The organism is Flavobacterium anhuiense (genome assembly GCF_900101855.1).
GTDB classification, from domain to species: domain Bacteria; phylum Bacteroidota; class Bacteroidia; order Flavobacteriales; family Flavobacteriaceae; genus Flavobacterium; species Flavobacterium anhuiense.
In genome coordinates, this window is sequence record NZ_FMVC01000003.1 from 369,550 (window position 1) to 394,608 (window position 25,059).

Below are 25,059 nucleotides of genomic sequence, written 5' to 3' on the forward strand. Positions count from 1 at the left end.
TTATTGATGAAAATGACATTTTTCAATATGAGATATTAACTTATAAATTTAATAAAAAGAATCTTTTATTTATATAAAATTTTACAGTACAGCTATTTGCACAAAGTCTGTCCTTAACACTTAAGTATTTCAAGGATAAAAGTGGTCTGAATTCTCCCAAAAGAAAATAAAAAATAGAACCTGTATTTCTATGTACGTAAAAACGTACTTTATTACTCCTTCCCAAAATTATTATTGCCCAACTTTACACTTTCGGTTCCAATACCATAATCTACTATCTATTATTACTAACTATTAATCGTTTACTAACCTTAAAAAATTAAAAGATGAAGAAATTCTTAAAATTAACCAGTATGCTATTAACCATGGCATTAGTGCTTACTTCTTGTGAAAAGGAACAAGAAGACATGAACGGTCTCCAAACCGCTAAAAAAGAGGCACAGCAAATCGCAAGTAAAGATACTCTTGGATCTAATTCGGCACTGGATGGCAACACGACAGCAAGAGGGACAGCCGGAGCAAGAACAATTACATTGCAAACCAATACCTTATCTTGTCCTGGCGGTTTATGCACATCGTATGGTGTTTGGTCAACTGGCGTTTACACGGTTTGGTTCCAAATGAAATTTAATAACGGATTTTACTGGAGCCGAGGCGGAAAATGCGGATACGGAATCTTAATTGGTGACCAAAATACAGGTGGCGATGCTGCATGGGATGGAAATGGAGGAAGCGCCAGATTTATGTGGTATTGTCCAAACGGATCAAACACAGCTAAAGGAAGCGGCGCTTATCTTCAGCCTTATGTATATTATAGAGACCAGCCAGGACAGTACGGAAATGATTTTGGAAAAAAATATTACATTCAAGAAGGCGTTACCTATAACTGCCAGATATCTGTGAAACTGAATACGGGTTCAAATACAGACGGATATGTAAAATATTATGTAAATGGTACAGAAATTTTGAATGAAAAGATTCGTTGGGTAACTAATGATGCTAAGAGAAATGTTAATGCTGTAAGCTTCCACACTTTCCGTGGGGGAAGCCAAAGTTATTGGACTGCTCCTGTAACAAGCTCTATCTACTATCCAAGTGCATCTTGGGATGCTCTGTAGTGCATAAGCTTTAAAAAGAATTTGGACCGAAAAAACAAAATATACAACTTCGATGTTTTTATCATTACCAATAAAACATCGGAGTTGTTATTAATACAAAAATCAGACTGGCAAAGGATGCTAATTGAATTGATTTTTAAAAATAAATCCTGAACCAAATTATTGATTCAGGATTTTATTTTTTTAAGCAAATAGAATCTATCTCCAACCCAATGCCGGAGCCACGTGTTCTAGTATAGAAGATAAAATGTGTACATTATAATCTACACCCAAAGTATTCGGAATGGTCAGCAGCAATGTATCTGCTTCCTGAATGGCTTCGTCTTGCGCCAATTCTTCAATCAGTTTATCAGGTTCTGCGGTATAGCTTTTACCAAAAATTGCTCTTTTGTCTTGCTCTATATAACCAAAACTATCATTGCCTTTGGCTTGTCCGCCAAAATAATATTTGTCTTGATCGTTGACGAGTGCAAAAATCGAGCGACTGACAGAAACTCTCGCTTCACGCTGATGCCCAGCTTTTTTCCACGCTTCTTTGTATAATCTTATCTGCTCTGCCTGCTGAATATGGAATGGCTTTCCATTTTCGTCATATTTAAGCGTAGAACTCTGAAGATGCATGCCGTTCTCTGCTGCCCAAATAGCAGTTGCATTAGATGCCGCTCCCCACCAGATTCGTTCTCTTAATCCTTCAGAGTGTGGCTCTATGCGCAACAGGCCAGGCGGATTTGGAAACATCGGGTACGGATTGGGTTCAGCAAATCCTTCTCCATTTAATTTATCCAAAAATTCCAAAGCTTTTTTACGCCCCATATCGGCATCAGTTTCACCTTCTTCGGGTTCATAACCAAAGTAACGCCATCCATCAATAACTTGTTCTGGTGATCCTCGGCTTATTCCAAGTTGTAAACGTCCTTCTGATATCAAATCGGCTGCTCCGGCATCTTCAACCATATACATCGGATTTTCGTATCGCATATCGATTACGCCCGTCCCAATTTCTATTTTGCTCGTTTTAGCTCCCACTGCCGAAAGCAACGGAAAAGGAGATGCTAACTGCTGTGCAAAATGATGCACACGAAAGTAAGCTCCATCTATTCCTATTTCTTCTGCAGCTACAGCTAAATCAATAGATTGCAGCAAAGTATCTGCCGCTGTGCGAGTCTTGTATGATGGATGATTAGCCCAATGCCCAAATGATAAAAATCCTATTTTCTTCATAATGGCTTCTATTTTTTATTCTCTCAAATATACGCATCAGAAGCGAGTAATGCTATATTTTGCATGATAATTACGTTGCAGATAAAATCTTAAAAATTGACATGTATTTTCTAAAAAGCTCATCTTGATTATAAAAACATGTTTCAAATTATAATTTGCAACCCAAGTTTTTTTGTTTCAAGTTATAACTTGAAACATCTCTAGCCCTAATTTTATGCAATTATTCTGACTTTCTGATCTAATTTTGAAAGACATAAAATATCTGCCCTTAAAATCCCCTCGCCAATTTTTCTGCCTCCCTGCGATTTTCATAATCAATTATTGACAATAACTAAAACAAATACTTTATGGATTGGATTATTACTACATTAAAAGATTATCCCGAACTAGCCATTTTTCTCACCTTATCTTTAGGCTACTTTATAGGAAAATTTAAAATTGGAAGCTTTTCTTTAGGAACTGTAACTAGTGTTTTGCTTGTTGGAGTCTTAATCGGACAATTAGATATTGTGATTTCTCCTAACGTAAAATCTGTATTTTTTCTGATGTTCCTTTTCGCTGTCGGATATAGCGTAGGACCACAATTCTTTGGAGGTCTAAAAAAAGACGGTTTGCCTCAAATGCTGTATGCTGCAGTAGTATGCGTTTTATGTCTAATTTGTCCTTATCTGGTAGGCAAAATTATGGGCTACGATATGGGACTGACCGCTGGTATGCTTGCAGGTTCTCAAACCATATCTGCTGTTATTGGTGTGGCCTCAGATACCATAAATCAACTGAACATTCCTGCCGATCAAAAAGCGGCTTTAATTAATAAAATTCCAGTTGCCTATGCAGTCACTTACATTTTTGGAACCGCTGGATCGGCTTGGCTGTTGGCTTCTATTGGTCCAAAATTATTAGGTGGCAACTTAGTAGAAAAAGCAAAAGAACTTGAAATTCAGCTGGGTGGTGATGCCATTGGCGATGATCCGAGTATTGCCTCTGCATATGATCGCGTAATATACAATGCCTATGAGATTGCTGCACATTCTTATGCTTGTAATAAAACCGTTTTAGATGTTGAAAATGAGTTAGAAAGCAAAGGAAGACGCTTATTTATACAGCGAATCAGAAGAGGAAAAGAAATCATAGATGCTACTCCAGAATTTGTAATTCAAGAAAATGATGTAGTTGCCTTGGGCGGAAGAAGAGAATATATGATGAATTATGTGGCTGCAAATGAGAAAGAAGTTCTGGATATCGAACTTCTTAATTTTCCAGTAGAAGTTTTAAGTGTCTTAATTGTAAAAAAAGAAGTAATAGGCAAAACTCTTGCAGACTTGCGTCACGTAAAATACATGCATGGAGTTGTCATCAGATCATTAAAACGATCTGGAATCCAGATGCCTATATTGCCCAATACCGTGATGCAGAAAGGAGATATGATAGAATTAGTAGGCATCAAACGAGATGTAGATCAAGTTGCCACTCATATTGGTTATCCAGATCGTCCAACAAACTCAACAGATATGGCTTTTGTGGGTTTAGGAATAGTTCTAGGCGGATTACTAGGTGCATTGACCGTCAAAATTGGTGGAGTGCCAATAAGTCTAAGTACAAGCGGAGGTGCTTTAATATCTGGACTTTTCTTCGGATGGTTAAGAGGTCAGCATCCAACTTTTGGGCGAATTCCAGAACCTGCTTTGTGGATTATGAATAATGTTGGATTAAACATTTTTATAGCCGTAGTGGGTATTACAGCAGGACCAAGTTTTATCGTGGGATTTCAAGAAGCTGGCTGGGGACTTTTCATCGCGGGCGCGGCGGCAACATCAATTCCGTTAATTCTTGGACTTCTTATCGGACGATATATTTTCAAATTCCACCCTATTATAAACTTAGGATGCGCCGCTGGTGCAAGAACTACTACAGCCGCCCTCGGAGCTTTGCAAGATGCCGTAAAAAGCAAAACACCTGCTTTAGGATATACCGTAACCTACGCCGTCGGTAATACGCTGCTCATTATATGGGGCGTCGTCATCATTTTAATCATGAGTTAATCAAATTTTATATAATCTCTAAAACAATTTAAATCATGGCAATTGATATTTCAAAAATAAAAACATCTCGAGAGGTCGAGAAAACACTTCAAACCCTAAGTCCGTTTGAAATCAAAAATGAATTAATCCATCTGGCAGAAGAAAGCGCCCTTAAATCGACAGCGATAACCCTTAATGCCGGAAGAGGAAACCCAAACTGGATTGCTACAGTTCCGAGAGAAGCTTTTTTCCTTTTCGGACAATTTGCACTAGAAGAATGTCGCAATGTTATGGAAGAACAAGGCATTTTGGCTGGTATTGTGCAGAACAAAAACGGTGTGGCTTCACGTTTTGAAACGTTTTTGGCTAAACACAAAGATACTCCTGCTGCATCACTTTTAGAAAAAACATACCATTATGGTGTCGAAAAACATGATTTTGACGGCGATGCATGGATCCGTGAATGGATAGAAGCCGTAATCGGATTTAACTATCCTGTTCCTGACCGTATGCTAAGTCAAATAGAAGTCATTGTAAACGACTATTTAGTACAGGAAATGTGCGGTACAGGAAACGACAAAGGCAAATATGATGTTTTTGCTGTTGAAGGAGGAACTGCAGCCATGTGCTATATTTTTGATTCCTTAATGCAAAACCATCTCACCGAACGTGGTGATAAAATAGCGCTGCTTACTCCTACTTTTACGCCTTATATTGAAATTCCGGAATTAGATCGATACAAATTTGATGTAGTTTACGTACAAGCTAGCGGAGTTGGCGAAAACGGATTCCATACTTGGCAATATCCAAATTCTGAATTAGACAAACTGAAAGATCCAGCAGTCAAAGTGGCTTTTGTAGTAAATCCGAGCAATCCGCCGTCTTCTGCAATGAGCACCGAAACATTAAATTATATTGCCGATATTGTAAAAAATGATAATCCGGAATTGATGGTTATTACCGATGACGTTTATGGAACATTCGTTAATAATTTCAGATCCTTAATGGCTATTATTCCTCATAATACGATTACGGTTTATTCATATTCAAAATACTTCGGATGTACAGGCTGGAGACTTGGAACCATAGCCATTCATGAGGACAATATATTCGACAAAAAAATTGCCAATTTAAGTCCTGCTCTCAAAAAAGAATTGCATGACCGCTATTCCAGCTTAACATTAGAACCGGAAAAAATCAAGTTTATTGATCGACTGGTTGCCGATAGCCGACAAGTGGCTTTAAACCACACTGCCGGACTATCTTTACCTCAGCAATTTCAGATGATGCTTTTCTCAGCATTTTGTTTACTAGATACTCAAGATGTTTATAAAACCCTTACACAATCTATCATTCACAAACGTCTTAATTTATTATGGGAAGGACTAGAAGTGCCAATTCTAGAAGACCCAATGCGAGCAGGATATTATTCTGAAATTGATGTTATGGTGGCTGCCAAACATTTTTATGGAGATGATTTTGCCAATTGGCTAAAAACCAATTTCGAACCTGTTGATGTATTGTTTCGTTTAGCCGAAAAAACAGCCATTGTACTTTTAAATGGTGGCGGTTTTGCCGGTCCAGAATGGAGTATCAGGGTTTCTCTTGCCAATCTTCCAACTGATAGTTATCTGATTCTTGGAAAAAATATCCGTAAAATTTTATTGGAATATGTAACCAGCTGGGAAAACTCAAAAAAATAATGGAATTCTAAAATATAAACATTTGATCTATGAAAAATCTATTTACTTTATTATTATCCGTTTTATTAGTAACAGGTATTTATGCTCAAAAATTACCTCGAATTAAAATACTAGCAACTGGAGGAACAATTGCAGGCCAAGGCGCATCTGCAGATCGTTCTGCTTATACCGCGGGACAATTACCGATAAAAGATTTAATCGCAGCAGTTCCAGGAATTGACAAAGTTGCAGAGATTTCAGGAGAACAGATCTCAAATGTAGGAAGTCAGGACATGACTGTAGACATTTGGATTAAACTGAATAAAAGAATAAATGAGATTTATAAAAATAATGAAGCTGACGGAATTGTAATCACGCACGGAACAGATACTCAGGAAGAAACTGCTTATTTTTTATCACTGACAGTACGATATGACAAACCTGTAATTATTACAGGTTCTATGCGTCCAGCAACAGCCATCAGCGCAGACGGGCCAAAGAATTTGTACGATGCAGTAACTCTCGCAGCCTCAAAACAAGCGGCACACAGTGGCGTTTTATTGGTATTTAACGAATACATTTTTACAGGAAGAAGTGCCGTAAAAACCAGTACGACGCACTTAAACGCGTTTACAGCGCCAAACAATGGTCCAATCGGGCAGGTTTATGACGGTAAAGTCATTCTTTATGAAACTCCGGTAAGAAAAGCCAATAAAAATACCCCGTTTGATATTACAGGTTTAACAACTTTACCTGAAGTCGCGATTGTCGAATTATATGCCGATGCGCCTGCAACGGCAATTAATGCTTATGTAGCATCTGGAGTAAAAGGAATTGTAACTGGCGGTTTGGGTAACGGAAATCTAAATAAGGTAAATTCAGATGCTGCAGCTAGCGCTGTTAAAAAAGGGATTGCGGTTGCAAGGGCCTCCAGAGTACCGTCTGGAAGAGTTACTTTATTTGACGAAACCGATGACCAAAAGCTTGGAACAATTGTCACCGATGATTTGATTCCGCAGAAAGCACGAATTTTACTAATGTTGGGCCTTACACAAACAAGCGATAGCAAAAAACTGCAGGAGTATTTCTTTGAGTATTAAACTTGAAATTGTAAATTATGCGTGTCTTAACTTCAATAATTTTGGGCGTTTTTTGGGCTTCAAGTGTTTACGCACAGCAAGAAAAACAGACTGATACGGTCCTAAATCATAAAACACCACTAATAAAAGCAACAAAAGTTGATTTGCTCAATAATGTTGATTTAATTTTCAATACACAAGTAGGGTTCAACACCTATTTTGATGACGGAAATTACACTGGCAGTAAATTTGAAGTAAATCAGTTTAGATTGGAAATAAAAGGAAAAGTGTATAAGGACAAAGTTTTTTTTAGGTTTCGAGACCGATATACTAAAGAAACTGAACCGCAATCTACCGATAACATCAGTAGTTCTACTGACTTGGCATTTATTGGTTATAATATATCCAACAGAACAAGTATTGCAATTGGAAAAATGACGGCTAACTGGGGTGGTTATGAGTTTGATATGAACCCTATTGACATCTATCAATACAATGACATTGTAGATAATTCGGATAACTTTCTGACAGGAGTTCAGGTAAACTGGAAATTGAATGCCAACCATGTCTTTTCGGGGCAGATCTTAAATTCAAGAACCAAAACTTTTTCTGAACTCTATCAAAATGTGCCAGATGTAGAAGAAGCAAAATTTCCTGCAGCTTACGTTGGAAACTGGAACGGAAGTTTTTTAGGCGGAAAATTCAAAACGATATACAGTTTCAGTATTTTTCAGGAAGCAACAAAAAATGGCCGACCTGTAAATATGTACTATACGGCATTAGGAAATCAATTTAGAAGCAAAAAATGGCTTTTTCAATACGATTTCAAATGGAGCAGCGAAGATCTAGACCGAACAGGAGTTGTTAGTACTATTATTCCAGATACTGTTTTAGATCATGCCGCAGAAAACGTGTATTATGTAGAACATTGGCTTAGAACGGTATATTCTCTGAATGAACAATGGAAACTTACGGTTATCGGGATGACAAGTAAAGCCTCGTGGAAAGAGATTCCTGATCCGACTGTAAGCTCGAACCGAATTCGTACTGCATACGGCATTATTCCAACAGTAGAATTTTATCCGATCAAAAACTTCAACTTAAAGTTTTTTGCCACATATGTGCAACGATTCTACAATTATAGCGATTATGCTAAAACAGATTTGGGACAATCGAATATCACAAGCGGAAGAATTATGCTTGGTATAATTTCTCCTTTGGTAGTATTGTAATAATTTAAGCAACTACCTCAATTAAGAAGCTGAAGCAAATCGTAAAATGCGATTTATTCCAGCTTTTTTTATTTGTTCTCTCGCAGATATGGCAGATTGAGCAGATTTAAAAATTATTAATAATTCAAAACTCTCGAAGTTGAGCTTTTTTTTATGAGTTGCCTCCAACTTGAGCTGGAGCCAATTCAAATTATACCATATCATTAGTATCCCCGTGGTTGAAACCCACGGGCTATGTTTGAATGCATGCGTAACGATTAGGCAAAACTCATAACTCATAACTCATAACTCATAACTCATAACTCATAACTCATAACTCATAACTCATAACTCATAACTCATAACTCATAATTCATAATTCATAATTCATAACTCATAATTCATAACTCTTTACCCGCCAAATATCGTAAGCGAACAAAACAAATTGTGCTATAAAAAGCAAAAAGCAATATAAGATGCAATAAAACAGACGGATTGTCCCATAAACTCGCACCCGATTGTACGATGGCCGTATACAAAACAATAAAAGGCGTTGTCGGCAAAAGGTTGGATAGCCACTGCAATACTAGAGGAAGCGACTCAAACGGCCAACTGTAACCTGTAATCAAGAAAATTGGATAAGTCGAAAAAGCCATCATCTGCAAACAAAGCAATTGCGATTTGAACAAAGAACCAATAAACTGAGCCATCGGAATTAAAGTGACAATGAACAAAAACAACAATAAACTCAATTCTAATCCGTTGCCTCTCATGGGTAAATTAAGCAATTTGTAATTTACATTTAAAAAGAAAAAGCCATAGGAAGAAAAAAGAATCAGATAGAACAATCCTTTTCCCCAGATGCCATTAGAAATACCAGAACCCAACCATTCGCTCAAACGAGAACGCTGACGCTCACCTGCAACACTTTCGCATAAGCCAATCAATAATGTTTGCTGTAAAATAAGAGCAAGCAATCCAGGCAGCAAAAAAGCTCCATAACTTGATCTTTCATTAAATAACGGACGATAATCTAAATTTACAGGCATTACATTTTCCATAGCAATAGTAGTGCTCATGCCTTCTTTTTTCTGATAATACTGAAGCCTCACTCCCGCCCCAACCGTGAGACATATCTGTTGGACATTTAGTAAGAGATCGCTCGAGGGAAGAAACCTTGCAGCATTGATTGCCAATACAACATTACTTTGTTTTAAACTCAGCAAATTGGCTTCTGTCCCTTCTGGAATATAAAAATAACCTTGGCAATTGCCTTGATACATCTGCTCTTTTGCCTGTTCTAGATTAGAAAAATGAATGAGTTCTACTATCGGAGAATCGTCGATGTTTTGCTGCAGCAAGCGGGATAATCTCGAATTATCATCATCGACAACAGCCAATTTCACATCAAATTCTTCTTTATTGATATAAATGCTTCCGTAAAAAAAAGCATAAAGCAAAGGTGCGATAAGAAGCGTTAGCAGCAAACTATGATCTTTCACTACGTGCGAAGCTTCTCTCAAAAAAAGATTAGTCAGCGATTGTTGCGGTTTCTTTTTCATTTTTAATCGAATTAAATTGACGTTTGAACAACAACATAGCTGTCGGGTACATTACCGCACAGAACAATAAAAGTTTGGAAAAATCTCCTAAAGCATATTTTAAAGGGAGATTCATATAATAGACTTTAAAAAATCCATCCAAAAACGAGGTATAAGGCATAATAAGCGCATAGTATTGGTCGTACCAAGGCATTGCCCATCTCGGAAAAGTAAATCCGCTGAAAACAAAAGCTGGTGAAGTATAGAAAAGGGCAACATCTCCCGAAAGCATTACGTCTTTAAACAAAGCCGATATAAACATGCCAATGCCTATACAGGCTAAAGAAAGCAGTGTATAAATGATAAAAAACTTACCTGTTGCTGCACCAACACCAATATCAAAAAAAGGAAAAATGACACCTACAATGATGATAAAATTAATCCAGCTGATGGCGAGATGCGCAATTGTTTTTCCAACAATTACAGCAACGACAGAACCTCTAGATGAATCGTAAAGTTCGTGCATTGTTTCTGTCACCCATTCGAAATTTAAAGCCAGCATAGAACCAATAATTAGAATCATCTGCATACCGACAGTTATTAATCCTGGAACCAAATATTCCTGATAATTATAAGTCGGATTATAAAGCTGATAGGTATTGAGACTAATCGGATTCGCAATTGCCATTGCCCTATCAGATTTCATTCCGGTTTTTACCAATTTCTGCAAAATTACGCCTGTGCTTCCAGTAATTACAACTTCGGCGACAGCCTTATAAACTAATTTGGCAGGAACTAACGCCGCAGCATTAGTATACAAGGTTACAGTACTTGGATGTCTGCTGTAAATATTCTTTTGAAGATTTGCGGGAAAATGTATGGCTCCTAAGATTTTACCTTCTTGTATCAGTTTTTTTACTTCGGCTTCACTGCTGACTCTTCTAGTAATTTGCAATGCTTCTTTTTGTTCTAATAAAAAAAGCAATTCACGGCTAACAGGACTTTGATCTTCATCCCAAACCGCAAATGCCAAATTTTTAGCCTCCTGCTTCTGATAAATAAGAGCATAAAAGAAAAACAAAGCTACAGGAACCACAAGCATTACCAAGTAAAACACTTTCAAACTTAGAATGCGCTTCCATTCCCTAACGATTATGTTCTTGATAGCATTCATTAAGGAAGAATTAAAGAAGCCGTCATGCCAGAACGAAGTCCTTTTATCTGTGAAAGGTTTTCAGGCTTTAGTTCTATGGTAAAAGTTCTCAGTTCAAATTCTCCTTTGTCTTTAGACGGAACCCAATTGGCAAATTCCAATGTAGGCGCAATAGAATGTACGGTAGTGCTAAACGTTTCAGGTTCGCAGCCTGGAACTTTAACCGATACTTTGCTTCCTACCTTTAGCAGATTTGATTTATCTTGTCTGATATTAAACTTAATTATAGTTGAGTTTTTCTTCTCTATCGTCATAATCGGATACCCAATGGATACAATTTCTCCCTGATGTGTAACCAGACTCGAGATTACGCCATCTGCTGGAGCATATACTTTTGTATTATCTCCAAGTGCCTTAGTCAATTCATAAGCTTGTTCTGCTTGTTTTACAATTGCATTTGCAGTTTTTAGCAATTCAGGTCTTGTACCATTTTTTAGCATTTGCAGATTTAACTGAGCGGTTTCCATTTCTTTTTTCGCAGCTTGAAACTTAAAATAGAAAACATCTTTTTCCTGTCCCGATATAACATCTTCTTTGTATAATCGTTCCATGCGGTCATAAGTAGTGCTAAACAATTTATATTGCTCCTGACTGATTTGATACAATTTAGAAGTGGCTTCAATAAGTTCTGGCCTTGCTCCTTGCGTAAGCAGTTCCTGCTGCCCTTTTGCTGCATCTATAGCCGATAACGCCTGCGCTTTAATCGCATTTATTTCGTTAGATCGAAGCACGGCCAATAATTGCCCTGTTTTTACAGTGTCGCCTTGCTGAACAAGCAACGAATCTAATCTGCCTGGGAATTCTGCCGCTACATCAACACTTGATGCATCGACCATTCCTATGAAATTATTTTCTTCGTTATTATCTTTTAAGAAAAAAATCAATCCTGCTATTACTACAAAGATCGGAATGATCAGCGCCCAGTAGTTTTTAAATATCTCTTTCATCTATTTAATAAATTGCGTTATTTGACTTGGATTTCCTAAGCTATTAAAATATTCGGCTAATGCCAGATAGTATCCTAATACAGCGGTATAATATCCTTTTTCAATTTCCGTTTCTACCAATAAAGCATCATTCACGTCTTTTGGTGATGACAGCTGATTGTTCATTCTTTTGGTAATTAAACTGCTTGTTGTAGCGGCTTCTTTTCTGGCTGCATCCATGGCATCAACATCGTTTTGAAGAGAACTCATTTTATTCTTAGCTACTCTCGACTGCACTTGAAGCATTAAACTCGAATTCTCCTCTCCTAACTTGGCCTCTTCTATCAGCTGTTTCGCGGCCAAAGTTTTTTTGCTTGTCTGTCCGTTATACAAAGTCCATTGCAATTCCAACCCCACAAACCAATCTGGAATAGAAACCGGTAAATCTTTCTGATATAAGTTGTAATTTCCTATTGCAAAAATATTAGGCAAAGCCATTGATTTGCTGATTTTTTCAGCAGTTTCTGCGTACGTAATCTTGTTGTTTGCAATTCTGTAAACGGGATTTGTAAGCCAGTAATCCTTAACAGGCTTCTCAAGATTCACTGCATTGTATCTCAAGGTGTCTGAAATCACTATTTCGGTATTAAGGTCAACTCCCATAAGCTTATTCAGTTCCAAATGGGCATTTTGCTTTTCCAACTTAATATTGTTGTATTGGCTTTGCGCTTGAATTAAGACCACATTCGTCCAGTTCTTCTGATAAGGAGGCAGTATTTTATTTTTTACTAGCTCTTCTGCGTAATTTTTATTTTTATCTAAAGCATTTACAATCTGTTCCTGTTTTTTAATTAAAGAATTGAGATATAATATTCTGATGTATTGAATTGCAATTAAAAAATCAACTTCTTTGCCAGCAAGCTCGACACCAATATCTGCTGAATTGACAACGGATTGAGCCAAATCAATGCTGGAATTTATTTTATTTCCCAAAAAAATAGGTTGACGAACTCCTACCCCCGCAATAAAATAGGATTGCTTGCTTAAACTAGGATTGTAATCTGGATAAATACCGCTAATCACTTTTTTTGAAGCATCGTAAATACGATCCTGAGCAGCCTGCGATAAATTGCCACCTGTAATTTCATGATAAATTTCGTTGGCAGTATTTACACTTTGCTGCGATGAACCTTCGACAATTCCATCTTTTACCGTTTGCAGATTTATAGTTAGCGGATTGCTTAAATAAGAATAACTCGACAAAAGATCCACCTTAGGGAAATACCCTTTCTTCTCGGCCTGAAGATTGTACTCGCCTGTTAATAATGCAGATCTGGCCTGTTTTATAGTAATATTATTTTGTTTGGCTATAGAAAAACATTCTTCAAGAGAAGTAGTTTGTGCTTTCATATTCAGACAATAGAATAGAAAACAACACAAAATAAAAGGCTTTAAGAAATTTAGTTTTACGTACATCTATATAATATTCTTAGAATTGAAATTACTAACCAGCGACTTCTTATTGCTATTTAACTAAAACAGCATAATACAATAGAAATGAGATAAAAACTTTAAATTGTACTGCTTACGTAAATATTGGGGTTTCTTAACCTAAACAGTAAACGAAAAAATACATCGGCAAAAACAACAGACCGATGGATCAACTATTTAAAGATAAGATTTTATTTAATAAGTTCATCTTAATTTTTGGAAAATCAGACGACTTTACTTAACGAATTAAAAAATTATAAATCTAGTTATAGCATCTAAAAAAAGTGTGTGCTATCTAGGAAGCTCTTAGAATTAAAAAACAGATAGAAACCTCTCCTGTGGAAAGAGAGGCTTTTACCTTAAGAAAAAATAACTAACAAAATTTATTTTATTTTGTACTAATTTGAGTTTTAGATGGGTATTTTTTTAATACTTCTTTATAGCGTAAATACTCAGCTTGAAGAGGCACTCCTAATGGAATATGTCTAATTCCGATTGTCTCGTCTTCCTGAGGATTGGTATACAGGTTGAACATGTTGGAACCATTGGTCTGCTGCATAGTCCCGCTGAATCCACCAATATGTCCCGCTTGAACCACAGAATTTAAAATCTGTACGATTGGCATAAATTTAAACTCATCTACGCGAACAGCCGAAATCTGATCATCCCAGCAGTAAAAAACGCTTTTTCTATTAGAAACACTGTTATCCGCTACCCAAAATGACGCCTGATCAATACCATCAATATATGTTTTTGCAGGTACAAGTTTGGCAAGATCTGCTCCTGGTTTTCCAGCAAGAGACAAAGCGGTATTAAAAAGGTCGGCAAAATCAAATAGACCATCTGATACACGAGGCTGAATCATTCCTTTCCAGTATACAAATGCGGGTCCGCGAACTCCACCTTCCCAAGTAGAGCCTTTAGCTCCTCTAAATGGAGTACGGCCATGTGGCGCAACTTCTGCTTCAGGACCATTATCTGATCCAAAAAAGACTACTGTATTCTCGGCCTCGCCACTTTCTTCAATAGCTTTCATCAAATTATTAAAAATATCATTTACCTCTATAATACAGTCACTATAAGTTGTTCTGGCTGCCGATCTTCCTAAATAATAATCATTCGGATAGTTGTCAAAGTGGCATCCTCTAGTTCCATAGTATAGAAAAAATGGCTTTTTACTACCTTTTTGTTTTTTAAGAAAATCAACGCCATACTGCATCCATTTCTGATCTAAGTCTTTGATATTGTCAGTGTCTATTGTATAAAGATTTTCAATTTTACCACCTTTTACTGCATGTACATCAGATTTACTAAACGGAAGCTTATTGATATACTCATAACGCTCTGGACTTAAAGCTACTTCTGGATTAAAAATAGGGTCTCGCCATTCTGTATACATATCTGAAACAGATAAAAAACCTCTAAAATCATCAAATCCAACATTTTGGGGTTGAGAACCTTCATTTTCTCCAATATGCCACTTTCCAATCGCTTGGGTTGTGTAACCTTGTGCAGAAAGTAGCTGTGCAATTGTAGTAAGTCCTTCCAATCCGCCAGGCTGCCCGTACATTGGCGGGGACTGTATTCCATGATGAATCTGGTTTTGCCCAGTCATAATCGTGGCTCTCGTTGGCGAACAGCTAGGCTGTGAATAAGCCGATGTCAAAATCATTCCTGATTGAGCATAACGGTCTATGTCTGGAGTTGCATTTCCTACTGCTGAGCCACCTCCATTAAACCCCATATCCATATAACCTACATCATCCAATAAAAATATTACGATGTTCGGTTTCTTTCCTTTTTTCTTTTCTAAATCTGCCAATTTCTTTCTGGCAGCATCATTCTGTTCTTTAATAAACATTACTGGTTCCATATTGTCGGCAAGCTTTGTAGGCTGTTTGACTATATACTGATTAGGTTGATTGTAACCAGGTTTTCCTTCGACTTTTTGAGGTTCCTGTGCAAAAGCACAGATACTGCAAAATAAGGTTCCAAGATAGATAACTGATTGTCTGCTTGTGTGGGTAACTACTTTTAACATAATAAATTCTTTAGGTTAAACTGTTAATAATTTTATTTAATGTTAATTCTTCGAGTTAAAAAGATAATGGCTTGTAGATGAAAAAAAGCTTGAAGAATAAAATACAAACTAGTTGTTGAATCATGTAGAATTTATGATTTATCAAATTTAAAAAAAAATGTAAGCAGAATACTACTTTAACAACACAGAACTTTGTTGCAACTTATAAAATGCAACATCTTTATATTGCTTTTTTCAGCATATAAACATTTAAAAACAAACAAATCTTTTTGCAAATAGATTTTTGCATAGTGAAACCAAAATATGCATCATGAGATTTAATATTTGCATAAAATGGAATTGCTTGGAAAAGACATTTCGACGCCTTTTTTTAAGATAAAATCAATTTCTTACAATAAGTTACTGGCATGTTTCTTGGAAAAACAATCTTCATTATTAACTGATTTAAAACGATTTACCATGAAAATTACGTACTACGGACATTCTTGTTTTTCTGTTTATGCCAACGAAAAACATATTCTTTTTGATCCTTTTATTACGCCAAACGAATTAGCCAAAGAGGTTGATGTTGATGCCATAAAAGCAGATTATATTTTTATTTCTCATGCGCATTATGACCATATTCTAGACGTTGAAAGAATTGCAAAAAATACTGGAGCAAAAGTGCTCGGAAATTTTGAAATCTATAACTGGTTATTGAAAAACGGAATCGAAAATGCACATCCTATTAATCCAGGCGGTAAATTTGATTTTGATTTTGGAACCGTAAAATGTGTGGTAGCACAACATCCTAGCAGTTTTATGGACGGCTCTTATGGAGGCATCGCATGTGGTTTTGTGCTTACAACCTCTGATGGCAATTTTTATTACAGTGGCGATACCGCTTTGACTTTAGATATGCAGCTCATTCCTAAATTTACTAAACTTGACTTTGCTGTTTTTCCCATAGGTGACGGACTCACAATGGGAATTGAAGAAGCCATCGAAGCTTCTAAACTTGTCGGAGTGAAAAAAATATTAGGCGTTCATTATGATACTTTCGGTTTTATTGTTATGGACCATCAAAAAGCTTTGGATGCGTTTAAGGATGATTCTCTTCAATTGTTTCTTCCTAAAATAAACAGTACTATAGAAATCTAAATTGTGGATTTTCTTTTGCTATATTTCGCTAAAAGACAGCTTTTAGCGAAATATCATCATGTCTATCATCAAAAAAAAACTTTAAAACTTTTATATAAAAAAAGGAATAGATGCTGACTATTCCTTTTCGTAATTATGTTCTACTGATTGAAATTAAGTGTATTCTACAAAATTAATGATATACTGCGCTGTAAGCTCAGGATATTGATGCTGTGGTCCGTGTCCAGTCGCGGCATACACAATCATTTGGGCATTTGTCATTTGGTTGATATACGGATACCAGTTCTCTACCGCAAAACTGATGTCGTGATCTCCAGATATAATTAAAATTGGTGTTTTTATCTTTTTAAGCTGTTCTCTGAAATTAAGTGCGTCTTCTCTAAAAGTATCTCCTCCGCCAAAATACAATTGAAAAACATCCATTGTAGAAGGGATCTTTCCGCCATCAATTTTTTTATGAATTCGATCATGAGAAGCTTTTGCTGCTAATCGGCTAGATTCTGATTTTGGTTCGAAAAACAAAACAATTTCATCCTCAAAATCGTTTACTGGTTTTAGCGCCGCATCAAAAAATGCCTGTTCTATAGGAATCTCATTTTTCCCCGGCGGATTTGTTCCGACTAAAACAGCGTGTGTCACCAGATTAGGATATAGTAAAGTTGCTGTCTGTGCTACCAAACCGCCATAAGACCATCCTAAAACAATAACTGAATCTAGTTTTAAGAAATCAGCTAGATCTTTGACATCTTTGGCTACAACAGTAATATCAGGAGCCAGACTTCCTGTAGAAGAACCAATTCCAGAATAATCAAATACGATAACGTTGAATTTTTCTGCCATTTTTGCCACAAACAGCGGATCCCACGTATCTAACGTTCCTCTAAAACGGTTTACAAAAATTATTGCCTTTCCTTTTCCATACGAGCGATAAGCAATGGTACGATCGCCTAATTCTGCGAAACTTGTTTCTGTGTCATAAATTTTTTCCATAATTATAATTTAAAGATTGAAACCCATATTGTTTTTTGAGGGAGACAAAGATTAAACCAAAACGCAGAGCCTTTAAAATAAAGGATTTACTAGATTTTTTTTTGCTTGAACTTATGATATTTCAAGAATCAAAACTTGTTTTTAACGATATATAATAATTCTGCCACTAGCTGTTCTAACAATGCTTTTATAATCAATACTTTATAAAAAAGGCATTTCTTTTGTTTTCAAACTGTATTACTTTCTGAAAACTAACCTAATAGCTTCGATATGATGTATTTATCTAATAAAAAAACCATTATGTTTATTACTGGAGCATTTGTAAGCCATATTTGTTGGAAAGAATGGATCGTTTTTTTTGAAAGTAAAGGGTATAAAACTGTAGCACCGCCTTGGCCACACAAAAATGAACTGCCTGCTGCCTTAAGACAAACGCATCCTAATTCAAAAATTGCTTTAAACAGTTTGAATATTGTATTGGATTACTATATCGAAATTATGGACAAACTTCCTGAAAAGCCTATTCTAATAGGCCATTCTTACGGAGGCCTTTTAGCTCAATTACTGATTCAGAAGGAATTGGGTTCTGCTGGAATCTGTATCAACTCAATTCCTCCTTACAATGCATTTCATTTTAATTTTTCTTTCTATAAAACCATTTGGGGCCTATCAGGCATTTTCAGTTCGGCAGCCAAAACTTACTTATTGCCTTTTAAAAAATGGCAACACTATTTTAGCAGCCAAATGACTTTTGAAGAACAAAAAGAAACCTACGAAACATTTTTAATTCCGGAATCAAAATTAATAATGCGTGATATTTTTACGAAAACAGGAAAAATCGATTTTAAAAAGAAACACGAACCTCTTCTATTTATATCCGGTTCAGAAGATGTCTTTACGCCTGCTTCTCTGAATTATGCTAACTTTATAAAATACAAAAATCTGCACTCTATAACTTGTTATAAAGAATTTCGAAATTCAAATCATCTGAGCATAAATCAGGAAAATTGGGAGAATATTGCTGAGTTTATAGCAAATTGGCTGATGAAAGTTACTTAAACATTACTAATCATTTTAAACACATAGAAATATAGTTTAGTCAAACTTAAAAAGGCGTTTCACTAATTGAAAGAATAGGACAAACTATATGAAAGAAATATTTTTCTCTTTGCCATGTTTTACACATAGAACATAAAATCTATGTTTCAATATGTTTATTTTTTTTTAAGATATGAATTAAATAATCCCTTTCTTAATCTCCAGCTTTTTAATTTTAGAATTCAATGTTGACGGATGAATATCCAGAATTTCGGCCGCACCGCCAGATCCAGAAATTTTTCCGTTGCATTTTTTAAGGATGTAAAGAATGTAATCTCTTTCGTTTTCTAATATTGTTTTGATCGAAAATGATTCAGCTGGTTGTTCAGGATGCATTTTGGCAGACATCGAAAGTTCTATTTCCTTAATTGTGTTTCCTTCTGTCAATAAAATTGCGCGTTGGATGACATGTTCAAGTTCACGAATATTTCCCGGCCAATTGTAATTCATAATCTGCTGCAAAGCAAAATCAGACAGCGCTGGTGCTTTTCTGCCCATTTTATCACTGTAAATGGCTATAAAATGATTGGCTAAATCTGGAATATCTTCTTTTCTCTTTTTTAATGGAGGAACCATAATTGGGAAAACATGCAGACGATAATACAAATCCATTCTAAATCTTCCCGCTGCCACTTCTTCTTCGAGATTTTTGTTGGTTGCTGCAATAATCCTAACATCAATTTTCATAGGAGAAGTACCGCCAACGCGCTCAATTTCTCTTTCCTGCAAAACACGCAGCAATTTGACCTGAAGTTCTAGAGACATCTCTCCTACTTCGTCTAGAAAAATAGTTCCACCGTCAGCCAATTCAAATTTACCGATACGTTTATCTAAAGCCCCTGTAAAAGCACCTTTTTCGTGACCAAAAAGCAGTGATTCGGCAAGATTTTCAGGAATTGCTCCACAGTTGATAATAACCAGAGGCTTATCTTTTCTGGGAGATAAAGCATGAATGCTTTGCGCAATTTTTTCCTTTCCTGTTCCGCTTTCGCCAAGAACCAGTACCGAAGTGTCGGAAGGGGCTACTTTTCGAATATAATTAAAAACAGAATTCATTTGCGAGCTATTGCCAATAATCCCTTCAAAACCTTCTTGGGTGCTTACTGGTTTAGCGTTTTTGGCTTCAGCTTTTTTGGGAGCCACACTAAATTCTTCTTTCGAATAGATTTTTGCTATAAACTGCCCGAATATAGGTTCTAGTGAAGTCAAAATTCGCAGATGTTCCTGGGAATACACATTCAGGTTACGGCTGTAAAAAGTAAAATGATAGCTCTGGATTGCAGCAATCGAAAGCGGAAAAACTAAATATGATTTTATTCCGAAATTGTGCGAGATCAAAGCTTTTATTGGCGCTTCCTGAAGGTTGTTTATCAGTGCTTCTTCGCTATAAATGATCGGTTCTCGATCTATTTTTGATTTCTTGTACGTTTCATTTATTTCTCTCTCAGACAATTCTGTTATTTGAACAAGTTTCTGCAGGTTAATAATCTGATACTGATCGATATTTCTGCGGACAATTCCGAGATTATCGTAATGTGTACTGGCCACAAAACCAGTCTCTAAATAATCGAAAGGAATAAAAGTCTGAACTGCTTTTGCAAAAGCCAACAAAGCCTCTTCTTTCTTTACATTTGAATTTATGATCTCTGAAATTGCTTTTTGAAGCTGAAATTGTTGTCTCAACTGGCTTTCTAAACTATATTGCTGACGATAAAAAGCTATTTCGAGAGTCGTGAGAACATCTTGATCTCTAAATGGTTTTACAATAAATCCGTATGGTTGTGTAGTTTTTGCTTCGTCTAAAATACTCTTACTGGAATTGGCCGAAATAAAAATAAAACCAATATGCTTTTCTTTAAGAATATGTGCTAACTCTATGCCGTCACGCTTGCCTTTGAGCATAATGTCCAAAAAAACAAGATCTGGTTTTTCAATCTCAATCTGTTCCAAAGCCTGCTCTACCGATCTTGCAATTCCTGTAACTTCATAATTAGCTTTTTCAAGAATAAGCTGTAAATCGTGCGCTTCAATAAACTGATCTTCAACAATTAAAATTCGCTTTTTTAATGCTGAAACCGCAGCTTCATTTCCGTTGTCGGCAGACTTTTTCATAAGTGGGTAAATTTTGTCCTACATAACACTTAATTCATTGATACAAAAATAGTTAATTATCACAATTAAAATTAAGCGTTTTCAAATTTAGTTAAATAAAAATCACATTTTACCATAATTTTCCCGTTATTTTGCAAGCCAAACTCAATTGTTTCTCTTTATATTTGTTAATCAAAAACTTACTAAATCTAATCCCTTTCAAATTCATGAAGCTGCTGTATACTTTTTGTCTTCTATTCTTGATTGCAATTAATTCTGAAGCGCAAAATCACCCTGCTACAGCGGGCTATGATTTAAAAAAGAAACGTTTGCTTATACAAACCTGTTCTTCTTATCTGTATAATTCAAATCAAGGATCAATAGATCTAGACAGTGCAGTAGTTTTAACCTGTAAAGCCTATAAATTGCCTGTTTCTTTAGCCTATGACGAAGGTTTTTATGATGGTTCTTATTTGATTGGAAAAGATTTAATTGAAAAAGGCAATATCGATGCTGCTAAAAAACTTTTTCAAAAATCAAAAGGTGTAAACAAAGTAAAACTAGCGTTGCAATTGGGAATTTTTTATCTGTTTAAACCCTTTACCAAACCAGATGATATCAAAAATGCGCATCATTTTATAACAGAAGCAGTCAAAATCAGCAATCAGCTAAAAATTCAAAAATGGCAGCATGAGAGTTTGATGCTTCTGGGAAAGTTTTATTTCCAGATCAACAATTATCCTGAAAGCAAAAAATGCTTTTCGCAAGTAGTAAACGAATGCCGAAAACAAAACGACAAAGCTGCTCTAGCAGACGCTTTATTCTATCAGGCAACAAACCAATATGATTTAGATCCCGAAAAAGAAAAAATCCTGAAAGAAGCAGAAGCTTTATACAAAAACCTAGGCTTTGAAGAAAAAAGAATAATCACAAAAGCAAGAATATGTACCATCTATTTCTGGCACGGAAAAATAAACGATGCCAAGAAAATCTTATATCAAAATGCTGCCGATATGCGAAAAATTGGCTTCAGGCAACAGCAATACATTGAAACTACAATTGCTTATATAGAAGGCGTACAATTCAATATTAAAAGCGCTCTTTATTATGCTTTAAAGAGTGTAAAAAGCATGGAGTCTACAAAAGATTACACTTTTGCTGATATTTTCTATATGCGCTTAGGATTGGTGTATTTGCAAATGGGACACACAGATGAAGCCATAAAAATGTCTGAAAAAAGTATTAGATACGGACAAAACATTTTTAGTAGCGGCAGTTGGTACAAAAGTTTTATGACAGCAACTGCATCTTTATCCATGAAAGGAAAAAACAAAGAAGCCATAGAATACATGAATTCTATTACGAGCCACTATCCTCCTCCAAATAAGTTTGACAATATGCTTATGAATTATGGTTACGCCAACTGTTACTGGCGAATCAAAAATTATGGCACAGCCGAAAAGTATTTTATAAAAGCTGGAGAAGCTGCTGATGGTTTAGACTCTCCACAAACTTACAGAGATGTCTGCAACACGTATTCGTCTATTGCTTTATTTTATGCGAATCGAAAAAACCTTCATAAAACAAAATTGTATATCGATAAGATTGATGCTGTATCAAAAAAATATAGCCAGAACTATAATTCTGAAGCGTTGCAAATGTCATTATACAAATTAGATTCGTTAAATGGCAATTTTAAATCGGCATTAGAGCATCATAAATTGTATAAAAAAATGAGCGATTCCGTTTTAGATTATGCTAAAAACAAGCAGATTGAAGAACTTAGATTCCAATACGAAACAGAAAATAAAGAACAGAAAATCAAATCATTAAATCAAGAAACTAGTTTACAGGAAACAGCCTTAAAAAAATCAAAATTATTAAATACAGTTTCTATATCGAGTTTGGTTTTATTGGTTCTTATTATTACCTTATTGTACAACAGATATCGTCTGAAACAGAAAAACAATGCCGAACTTGAATTGAAAGAAAAAGAAATCAATCAGAAGAATATTAATCTAAGACATTTACTGGATGAGAAAGAATGGCTTTTAAAAGAAATCCACCATCGTGTAAAAAACAATCTTCAAACTGTAATAAGTCTGCTCAATTCTCAATCTGCTTATCTGGAAAATGATATGGCGCTGTCGGCAATTAAAAACAGCCAGCACCGTATTCATTCTATGTCGCTCATTCATCAGAAATTATATAGTTCCGAGAATATTTCGACTATCAATATGCCGAATTATATCAAAGAATTGGTCGAATATTTAAGAGAATCTTTTTCGCTTGGACAAAGAATCCGTTTTGAATTAAAAATTGATCCCTTGGAATTGGATGTAGCACAGGCCGTACCAGTTGGACTTATTCTTAACGAATCGATTACAAACTCTATAAAATATGCTTTTCCAGACAACAGAACTGGAATGATTTACGTCACTTTACAGGCTACATCTGAAAACAAATATCTGCTTACCATTGCAGATAACGGTGTTGGTTTTGATGCTAATATCAGCAATAAGAAAATCAATTCATTTGGATTAAGCTTGATAAAAGGTTTAAGCGACGATTTGGATGCCACTTTTTCTATGGAAAACAATAATGGAACGATTCTTAAAATTGAATTTTCAAAAGAATTTCCAATCAATGAAAAAAGAAGGTAAGCTGAATTATTTATAGCGAAATCTCACGAATCTAAATCTGTTTAGCGATATATAGCACTTTATAAATCAACAAGTTGCTACAAAACCCTTACTATTAAAGGAATAACTTGACATGGCATATAAATTGGTTCTCTACGAGGGTTAACCTTTAAAACCATTTATTATGAAAAATATAATGTTATTATCAGTCATTTTCGTCCTGAATTTTAGAGGCGATGCTTGAACAAGAAAAAACTGGATTGATTATAATTGATGTGCAAGGAAAACTTGCCCGAATTGTACATAACAGCGAAAAACTTGCTGTAAATCTGGCAAAACTAATTCGAGGCTGTCAAATACTTTCAATTCCGATAATATGGGCAGAACAAAATCCGAAAGGACTTGGCTCTACAATTCCCGAATTGGAAAAGCTATTAATTCATCAGAAACCCATTGAGAAATATTCATTCAACGCTCTGGATAATGAAGTTTTTAAACAGACGGTTATCGATTCGGGAAGAAAACAATGGCTAATCTGTGGTATAGAATCTCATATCTGCGTTTACCAAACAGCGACGGGATTATTATCTAATAGTTTTGAAGTCGAAATTGTAGCTGATTGCATTTCTTCACGCTCAGCTGAGAGCATTGAAATTGCTTTACAAAAACTGCAGCAAAAAGGAGCTTCTGTAACCAATATTGAAATGTGTCTCTATGAATTGGTAAAAGACTCCAGACGAGATATCTTCAAAGAAATTCTAACATTAATCAAATAAAATCATGTCAAAATCAAAAACAATTGTACTTATACACGGAAATTTTGTCAATGACAAAACTTGGGCCGATTGGAAAAAGCACTATGAACAAAAAGGATATACGGTTTACACTCCTGCAAACCCTGGACACGATGGAAATCCTGCTGATTTAAGAACAAAAGTTCATCCAGATCTGACTAAAACTGGGTTTATTGACATCGTCAACAACATCAGCAGATTAATAGATACTTTACCTGAAAAGCCTTTGGTTATTGGACATTCAATGGCTGGTATGGCAACTTTAAAATTGGTAGAATTGGGCAAAGCCGCTGCGGGAGTAAGTATTGACGGAGCACCACCAAAAAATGTGTTTCCGCCATTTCAAACTTTAAAGACTGTAATTCCTGCTTTTGGCTTTTTTTCTTCTTCTAAATATTTTATGGGAAGCCGAAAATGGTACGATTATGCCTTTTTTAACACCATACCTGAAGCACAAAAAAGTATTGCTTTTGAGAAATTTGCTGTGCCAGAAAGTTATAAAGTAAGCCGAGAATTGGTTTTGAATTCTTTCTCCAATATCAATTTTAAAAAACCGCATGAACCTATTCTCTTTGTTGGCGGCGGAAGTGATCATATTTTTCCACCTAACTTAACGGAAACAATTGCCAGTAGATATAAAGAAAATGCAGGACGAGTGGACCTTAAAATATTTGATGGCAAAAGCCATTTTATCTGTGGAGAACCTGGCTGGGAAAGTGTAGCCGATTATATTTTAAATTGGTACGAAAACCTATAAAAA

The 25,059-nt window shown here is 35.7% G+C and carries 18 protein-coding genes; 10 read left to right on the plus strand and 8 right to left on the minus strand.

Going from position 1 to position 25,059, the window contains the following annotated elements; all coding sequences use genetic code 11:
* Nucleotides 1-326 precede the first annotated feature (326 nt).
* Nucleotides 327-1,118, plus strand: coding sequence for a polysaccharide lyase (locus BLP44_RS09590; RefSeq protein WP_008463552.1), 792 nt, complete (start codon nucleotides 327-329; stop codon nucleotides 1,116-1,118).
* Between the two features lie 198 nt (nucleotides 1,119-1,316).
* Here BLP44_RS09590 and BLP44_RS09595 read toward each other — a convergent pair whose 3' ends face one another.
* Complete coding sequence (locus BLP44_RS09595; protein WP_008463550.1) at nucleotides 1,317-2,339, minus strand: LLM class flavin-dependent oxidoreductase; 1,023 nt, start codon at nucleotides 2,337-2,339, stop codon at nucleotides 1,317-1,319.
* A 347-nt stretch (nucleotides 2,340-2,686) separates the two neighbouring features.
* Between BLP44_RS09595 and aspT the strand changes: the two genes are divergently transcribed.
* Genes aspT through BLP44_RS09615 form a run of 4 tightly spaced genes read left to right on the plus strand, consistent with a single transcriptional unit; the run spans nucleotide 2,687 to nucleotide 8,353 of the window.
* Nucleotides 2,687-4,381 carry an aspartate-alanine antiporter gene (gene aspT / locus BLP44_RS09600; protein WP_091132197.1) on the plus strand — a complete coding sequence of 565 codons (1,695 nt, stop codon included), beginning with the start codon at nucleotides 2,687-2,689 and terminating at the stop codon, nucleotides 4,379-4,381.
* A gap of 35 nt (nucleotides 4,382-4,416) precedes the next feature.
* Entirely contained in the window at nucleotides 4,417-6,063 is a 1,647-nt protein-coding gene (gene aspD, locus BLP44_RS09605; RefSeq protein ID WP_091132201.1) for an aspartate 4-decarboxylase, read from the plus strand.
* A 29-nt stretch (nucleotides 6,064-6,092) separates the two neighbouring features.
* Nucleotides 6,093-7,142 (plus strand): type II asparaginase, encoded by a 1,050-nt coding sequence (locus tag BLP44_RS09610; RefSeq protein ID WP_066034829.1) that lies wholly within the window; start codon nucleotides 6,093-6,095, stop codon nucleotides 7,140-7,142.
* Between the two features lie 17 nt (nucleotides 7,143-7,159).
* Nucleotides 7,160-8,353, plus strand: a complete 1,194-nt coding sequence (locus BLP44_RS09615; protein ID WP_091132206.1) for a porin — start codon at nucleotides 7,160-7,162, stop codon at nucleotides 8,351-8,353.
* Between the two features lie 380 nt (nucleotides 8,354-8,733).
* On the opposite strand, the gene BLP44_RS09620 is transcribed toward BLP44_RS09615, so the two are convergent.
* The 5 genes from BLP44_RS09620 to BLP44_RS09640 all read right to left on the minus strand — a co-directional run bounded on the left by BLP44_RS09620 (nucleotide 8,734) and on the right by BLP44_RS09640 (nucleotide 15,544).
* On the minus strand, nucleotides 8,734-9,894 hold the full coding sequence (locus BLP44_RS09620) for an ABC transporter permease (RefSeq protein ID WP_091132210.1): 1,161 nt from the start codon (nucleotides 9,892-9,894) through the stop codon (nucleotides 8,734-8,736).
* The gene (locus BLP44_RS09625; protein ID WP_091132213.1) at nucleotides 9,863-11,047 is read right to left on the minus strand and encodes an ABC transporter permease; all 1,185 of its coding nucleotides are present in this window, start codon (nucleotides 11,045-11,047) and stop codon (nucleotides 9,863-9,865) included. The genes BLP44_RS09620 and BLP44_RS09625 overlap by 32 nt, the downstream gene beginning before the upstream one ends.
* Nucleotides 11,047-12,033 carry an HlyD family secretion protein gene (locus BLP44_RS09630; protein WP_091132217.1) on the minus strand — a complete coding sequence of 329 codons (987 nt, stop codon included), beginning with the start codon at nucleotides 12,031-12,033 and terminating at the stop codon, nucleotides 11,047-11,049. Before BLP44_RS09630 ends, BLP44_RS09625 begins: the two co-directional genes overlap by 1 nt.
* Complete coding sequence (locus BLP44_RS09635) at nucleotides 12,034-13,422, minus strand: TolC family protein (protein WP_244511724.1); 1,389 nt, start codon at nucleotides 13,420-13,422, stop codon at nucleotides 12,034-12,036.
* 469 nt (nucleotides 13,423-13,891) lie between these two features.
* On the minus strand, nucleotides 13,892-15,544 hold the full coding sequence (locus tag BLP44_RS09640; protein ID WP_091132223.1) for a sulfatase-like hydrolase/transferase: 1,653 nt from the start codon (nucleotides 15,542-15,544) through the stop codon (nucleotides 13,892-13,894).
* A gap of 459 nt (nucleotides 15,545-16,003) precedes the next feature.
* Between BLP44_RS09640 and BLP44_RS09645 the strand changes: the two genes are divergently transcribed.
* Nucleotides 16,004-16,684 carry a metal-dependent hydrolase gene (locus tag BLP44_RS09645; RefSeq protein WP_091132886.1) on the plus strand — a complete coding sequence of 227 codons (681 nt, stop codon included), beginning with the start codon at nucleotides 16,004-16,006 and terminating at the stop codon, nucleotides 16,682-16,684.
* A 153-nt stretch (nucleotides 16,685-16,837) separates the two neighbouring features.
* Here the strand turns inward: BLP44_RS09645 and BLP44_RS09650 are convergent, their stop codons facing one another.
* Nucleotides 16,838-17,674: an alpha/beta fold hydrolase gene (locus BLP44_RS09650; RefSeq protein WP_091132226.1), complete on the minus strand. Its 837-nt coding sequence runs from the start codon at nucleotides 17,672-17,674 to the stop codon at nucleotides 16,838-16,840.
* Nucleotides 17,675-17,944: 270 nt separating this feature from the next.
* Between BLP44_RS09650 and BLP44_RS09655 the strand changes: the two genes are divergently transcribed.
* Nucleotides 17,945-18,733 carry an alpha/beta fold hydrolase gene (locus BLP44_RS09655; RefSeq protein WP_244511725.1) on the plus strand — a complete coding sequence of 263 codons (789 nt, stop codon included), beginning with the start codon at nucleotides 17,945-17,947 and terminating at the stop codon, nucleotides 18,731-18,733.
* Nucleotides 18,734-18,910: 177 nt separating this feature from the next.
* Here BLP44_RS09655 and BLP44_RS09660 read toward each other — a convergent pair whose 3' ends face one another.
* Nucleotides 18,911-20,884, minus strand: coding sequence for a sigma 54-interacting response regulator (locus tag BLP44_RS09660; RefSeq protein ID WP_091132229.1), 1,974 nt, complete (start codon nucleotides 20,882-20,884; stop codon nucleotides 18,911-18,913).
* A gap of 206 nt (nucleotides 20,885-21,090) precedes the next feature.
* On the opposite strand from BLP44_RS09660, the gene BLP44_RS09665 reads away from it, so the two are divergent.
* The 3 genes from BLP44_RS09665 to BLP44_RS09675 all read left to right on the plus strand — a co-directional run bounded on the left by BLP44_RS09665 (nucleotide 21,091) and on the right by BLP44_RS09675 (nucleotide 25,056).
* Nucleotides 21,091-23,526 carry a sensor histidine kinase gene (locus BLP44_RS09665; protein WP_091132232.1) on the plus strand — a complete coding sequence of 812 codons (2,436 nt, stop codon included), beginning with the start codon at nucleotides 21,091-21,093 and terminating at the stop codon, nucleotides 23,524-23,526.
* Between the two features lie 215 nt (nucleotides 23,527-23,741).
* Complete coding sequence (locus tag BLP44_RS09670) at nucleotides 23,742-24,281, plus strand: hydrolase (RefSeq protein WP_091132235.1); 540 nt, start codon at nucleotides 23,742-23,744, stop codon at nucleotides 24,279-24,281.
* A gap of 4 nt (nucleotides 24,282-24,285) precedes the next feature.
* A complete protein-coding gene (locus BLP44_RS09675; protein ID WP_091132238.1) occupies nucleotides 24,286-25,056 on the plus strand; it encodes an alpha/beta hydrolase in 771 nt (256 codons plus the stop codon).
* The last annotated feature ends 3 nt before the right edge of the window (nucleotides 25,057-25,059 follow it).

Excerpts from the sequence above, each read along its gene's own strand:
- BLP44_RS09590 (WP_008463552.1), top strand. The coding sequence starts at position 327 with ATGAAGAAATTCTTAAAATTAACCAGTATGCTATTAACCATGGCATTA.
- BLP44_RS09595 (WP_008463550.1), bottom strand. The coding sequence starts at position 2,339 with ATGAAGAAAATAGGATTTTTATCATTTGGGCATTGGGCTAATCATCCA.
- aspT (WP_091132197.1), top strand. The coding sequence starts at position 2,687 with ATGGATTGGATTATTACTACATTAAAAGATTATCCCGAACTAGCCATT.
- aspD (WP_091132201.1), top strand. The coding sequence starts at position 4,417 with ATGGCAATTGATATTTCAAAAATAAAAACATCTCGAGAGGTCGAGAAA.
- BLP44_RS09610 (WP_066034829.1), top strand. The coding sequence starts at position 6,093 with ATGAAAAATCTATTTACTTTATTATTATCCGTTTTATTAGTAACAGGT.
- BLP44_RS09615 (WP_091132206.1), top strand. The coding sequence starts at position 7,160 with ATGCGTGTCTTAACTTCAATAATTTTGGGCGTTTTTTGGGCTTCAAGT.
- BLP44_RS09620 (WP_091132210.1), bottom strand. The coding sequence starts at position 9,894 with ATGAAAAAGAAACCGCAACAATCGCTGACTAATCTTTTTTTGAGAGAA.
- BLP44_RS09625 (WP_091132213.1), bottom strand. The coding sequence starts at position 11,047 with ATGAATGCTATCAAGAACATAATCGTTAGGGAATGGAAGCGCATTCTA.
- BLP44_RS09630 (WP_091132217.1), bottom strand. The coding sequence starts at position 12,033 with ATGAAAGAGATATTTAAAAACTACTGGGCGCTGATCATTCCGATCTTT.
- BLP44_RS09635 (WP_244511724.1), bottom strand. The coding sequence starts at position 13,422 with ATGAAAGCACAAACTACTTCTCTTGAAGAATGTTTTTCTATAGCCAAA.
- BLP44_RS09640 (WP_091132223.1), bottom strand. The coding sequence starts at position 15,544 with ATGTTAAAAGTAGTTACCCACACAAGCAGACAATCAGTTATCTATCTT.
- BLP44_RS09645 (WP_091132886.1), top strand. The coding sequence starts at position 16,004 with ATGAAAATTACGTACTACGGACATTCTTGTTTTTCTGTTTATGCCAAC.
- BLP44_RS09650 (WP_091132226.1), bottom strand. The coding sequence starts at position 17,674 with ATGGAAAAAATTTATGACACAGAAACAAGTTTCGCAGAATTAGGCGAT.
- BLP44_RS09655 (WP_244511725.1), top strand. The coding sequence starts at position 17,945 with ATGATGTATTTATCTAATAAAAAAACCATTATGTTTATTACTGGAGCA.
- BLP44_RS09660 (WP_091132229.1), bottom strand. The coding sequence starts at position 20,884 with ATGAAAAAGTCTGCCGACAACGGAAATGAAGCTGCGGTTTCAGCATTA.
- BLP44_RS09665 (WP_091132232.1), top strand. The coding sequence starts at position 21,091 with ATGAAGCTGCTGTATACTTTTTGTCTTCTATTCTTGATTGCAATTAAT.
- BLP44_RS09670 (WP_091132235.1), top strand. The coding sequence starts at position 23,742 with ATGCTTGAACAAGAAAAAACTGGATTGATTATAATTGATGTGCAAGGA.
- BLP44_RS09675 (WP_091132238.1), top strand. The coding sequence starts at position 24,286 with ATGTCAAAATCAAAAACAATTGTACTTATACACGGAAATTTTGTCAAT.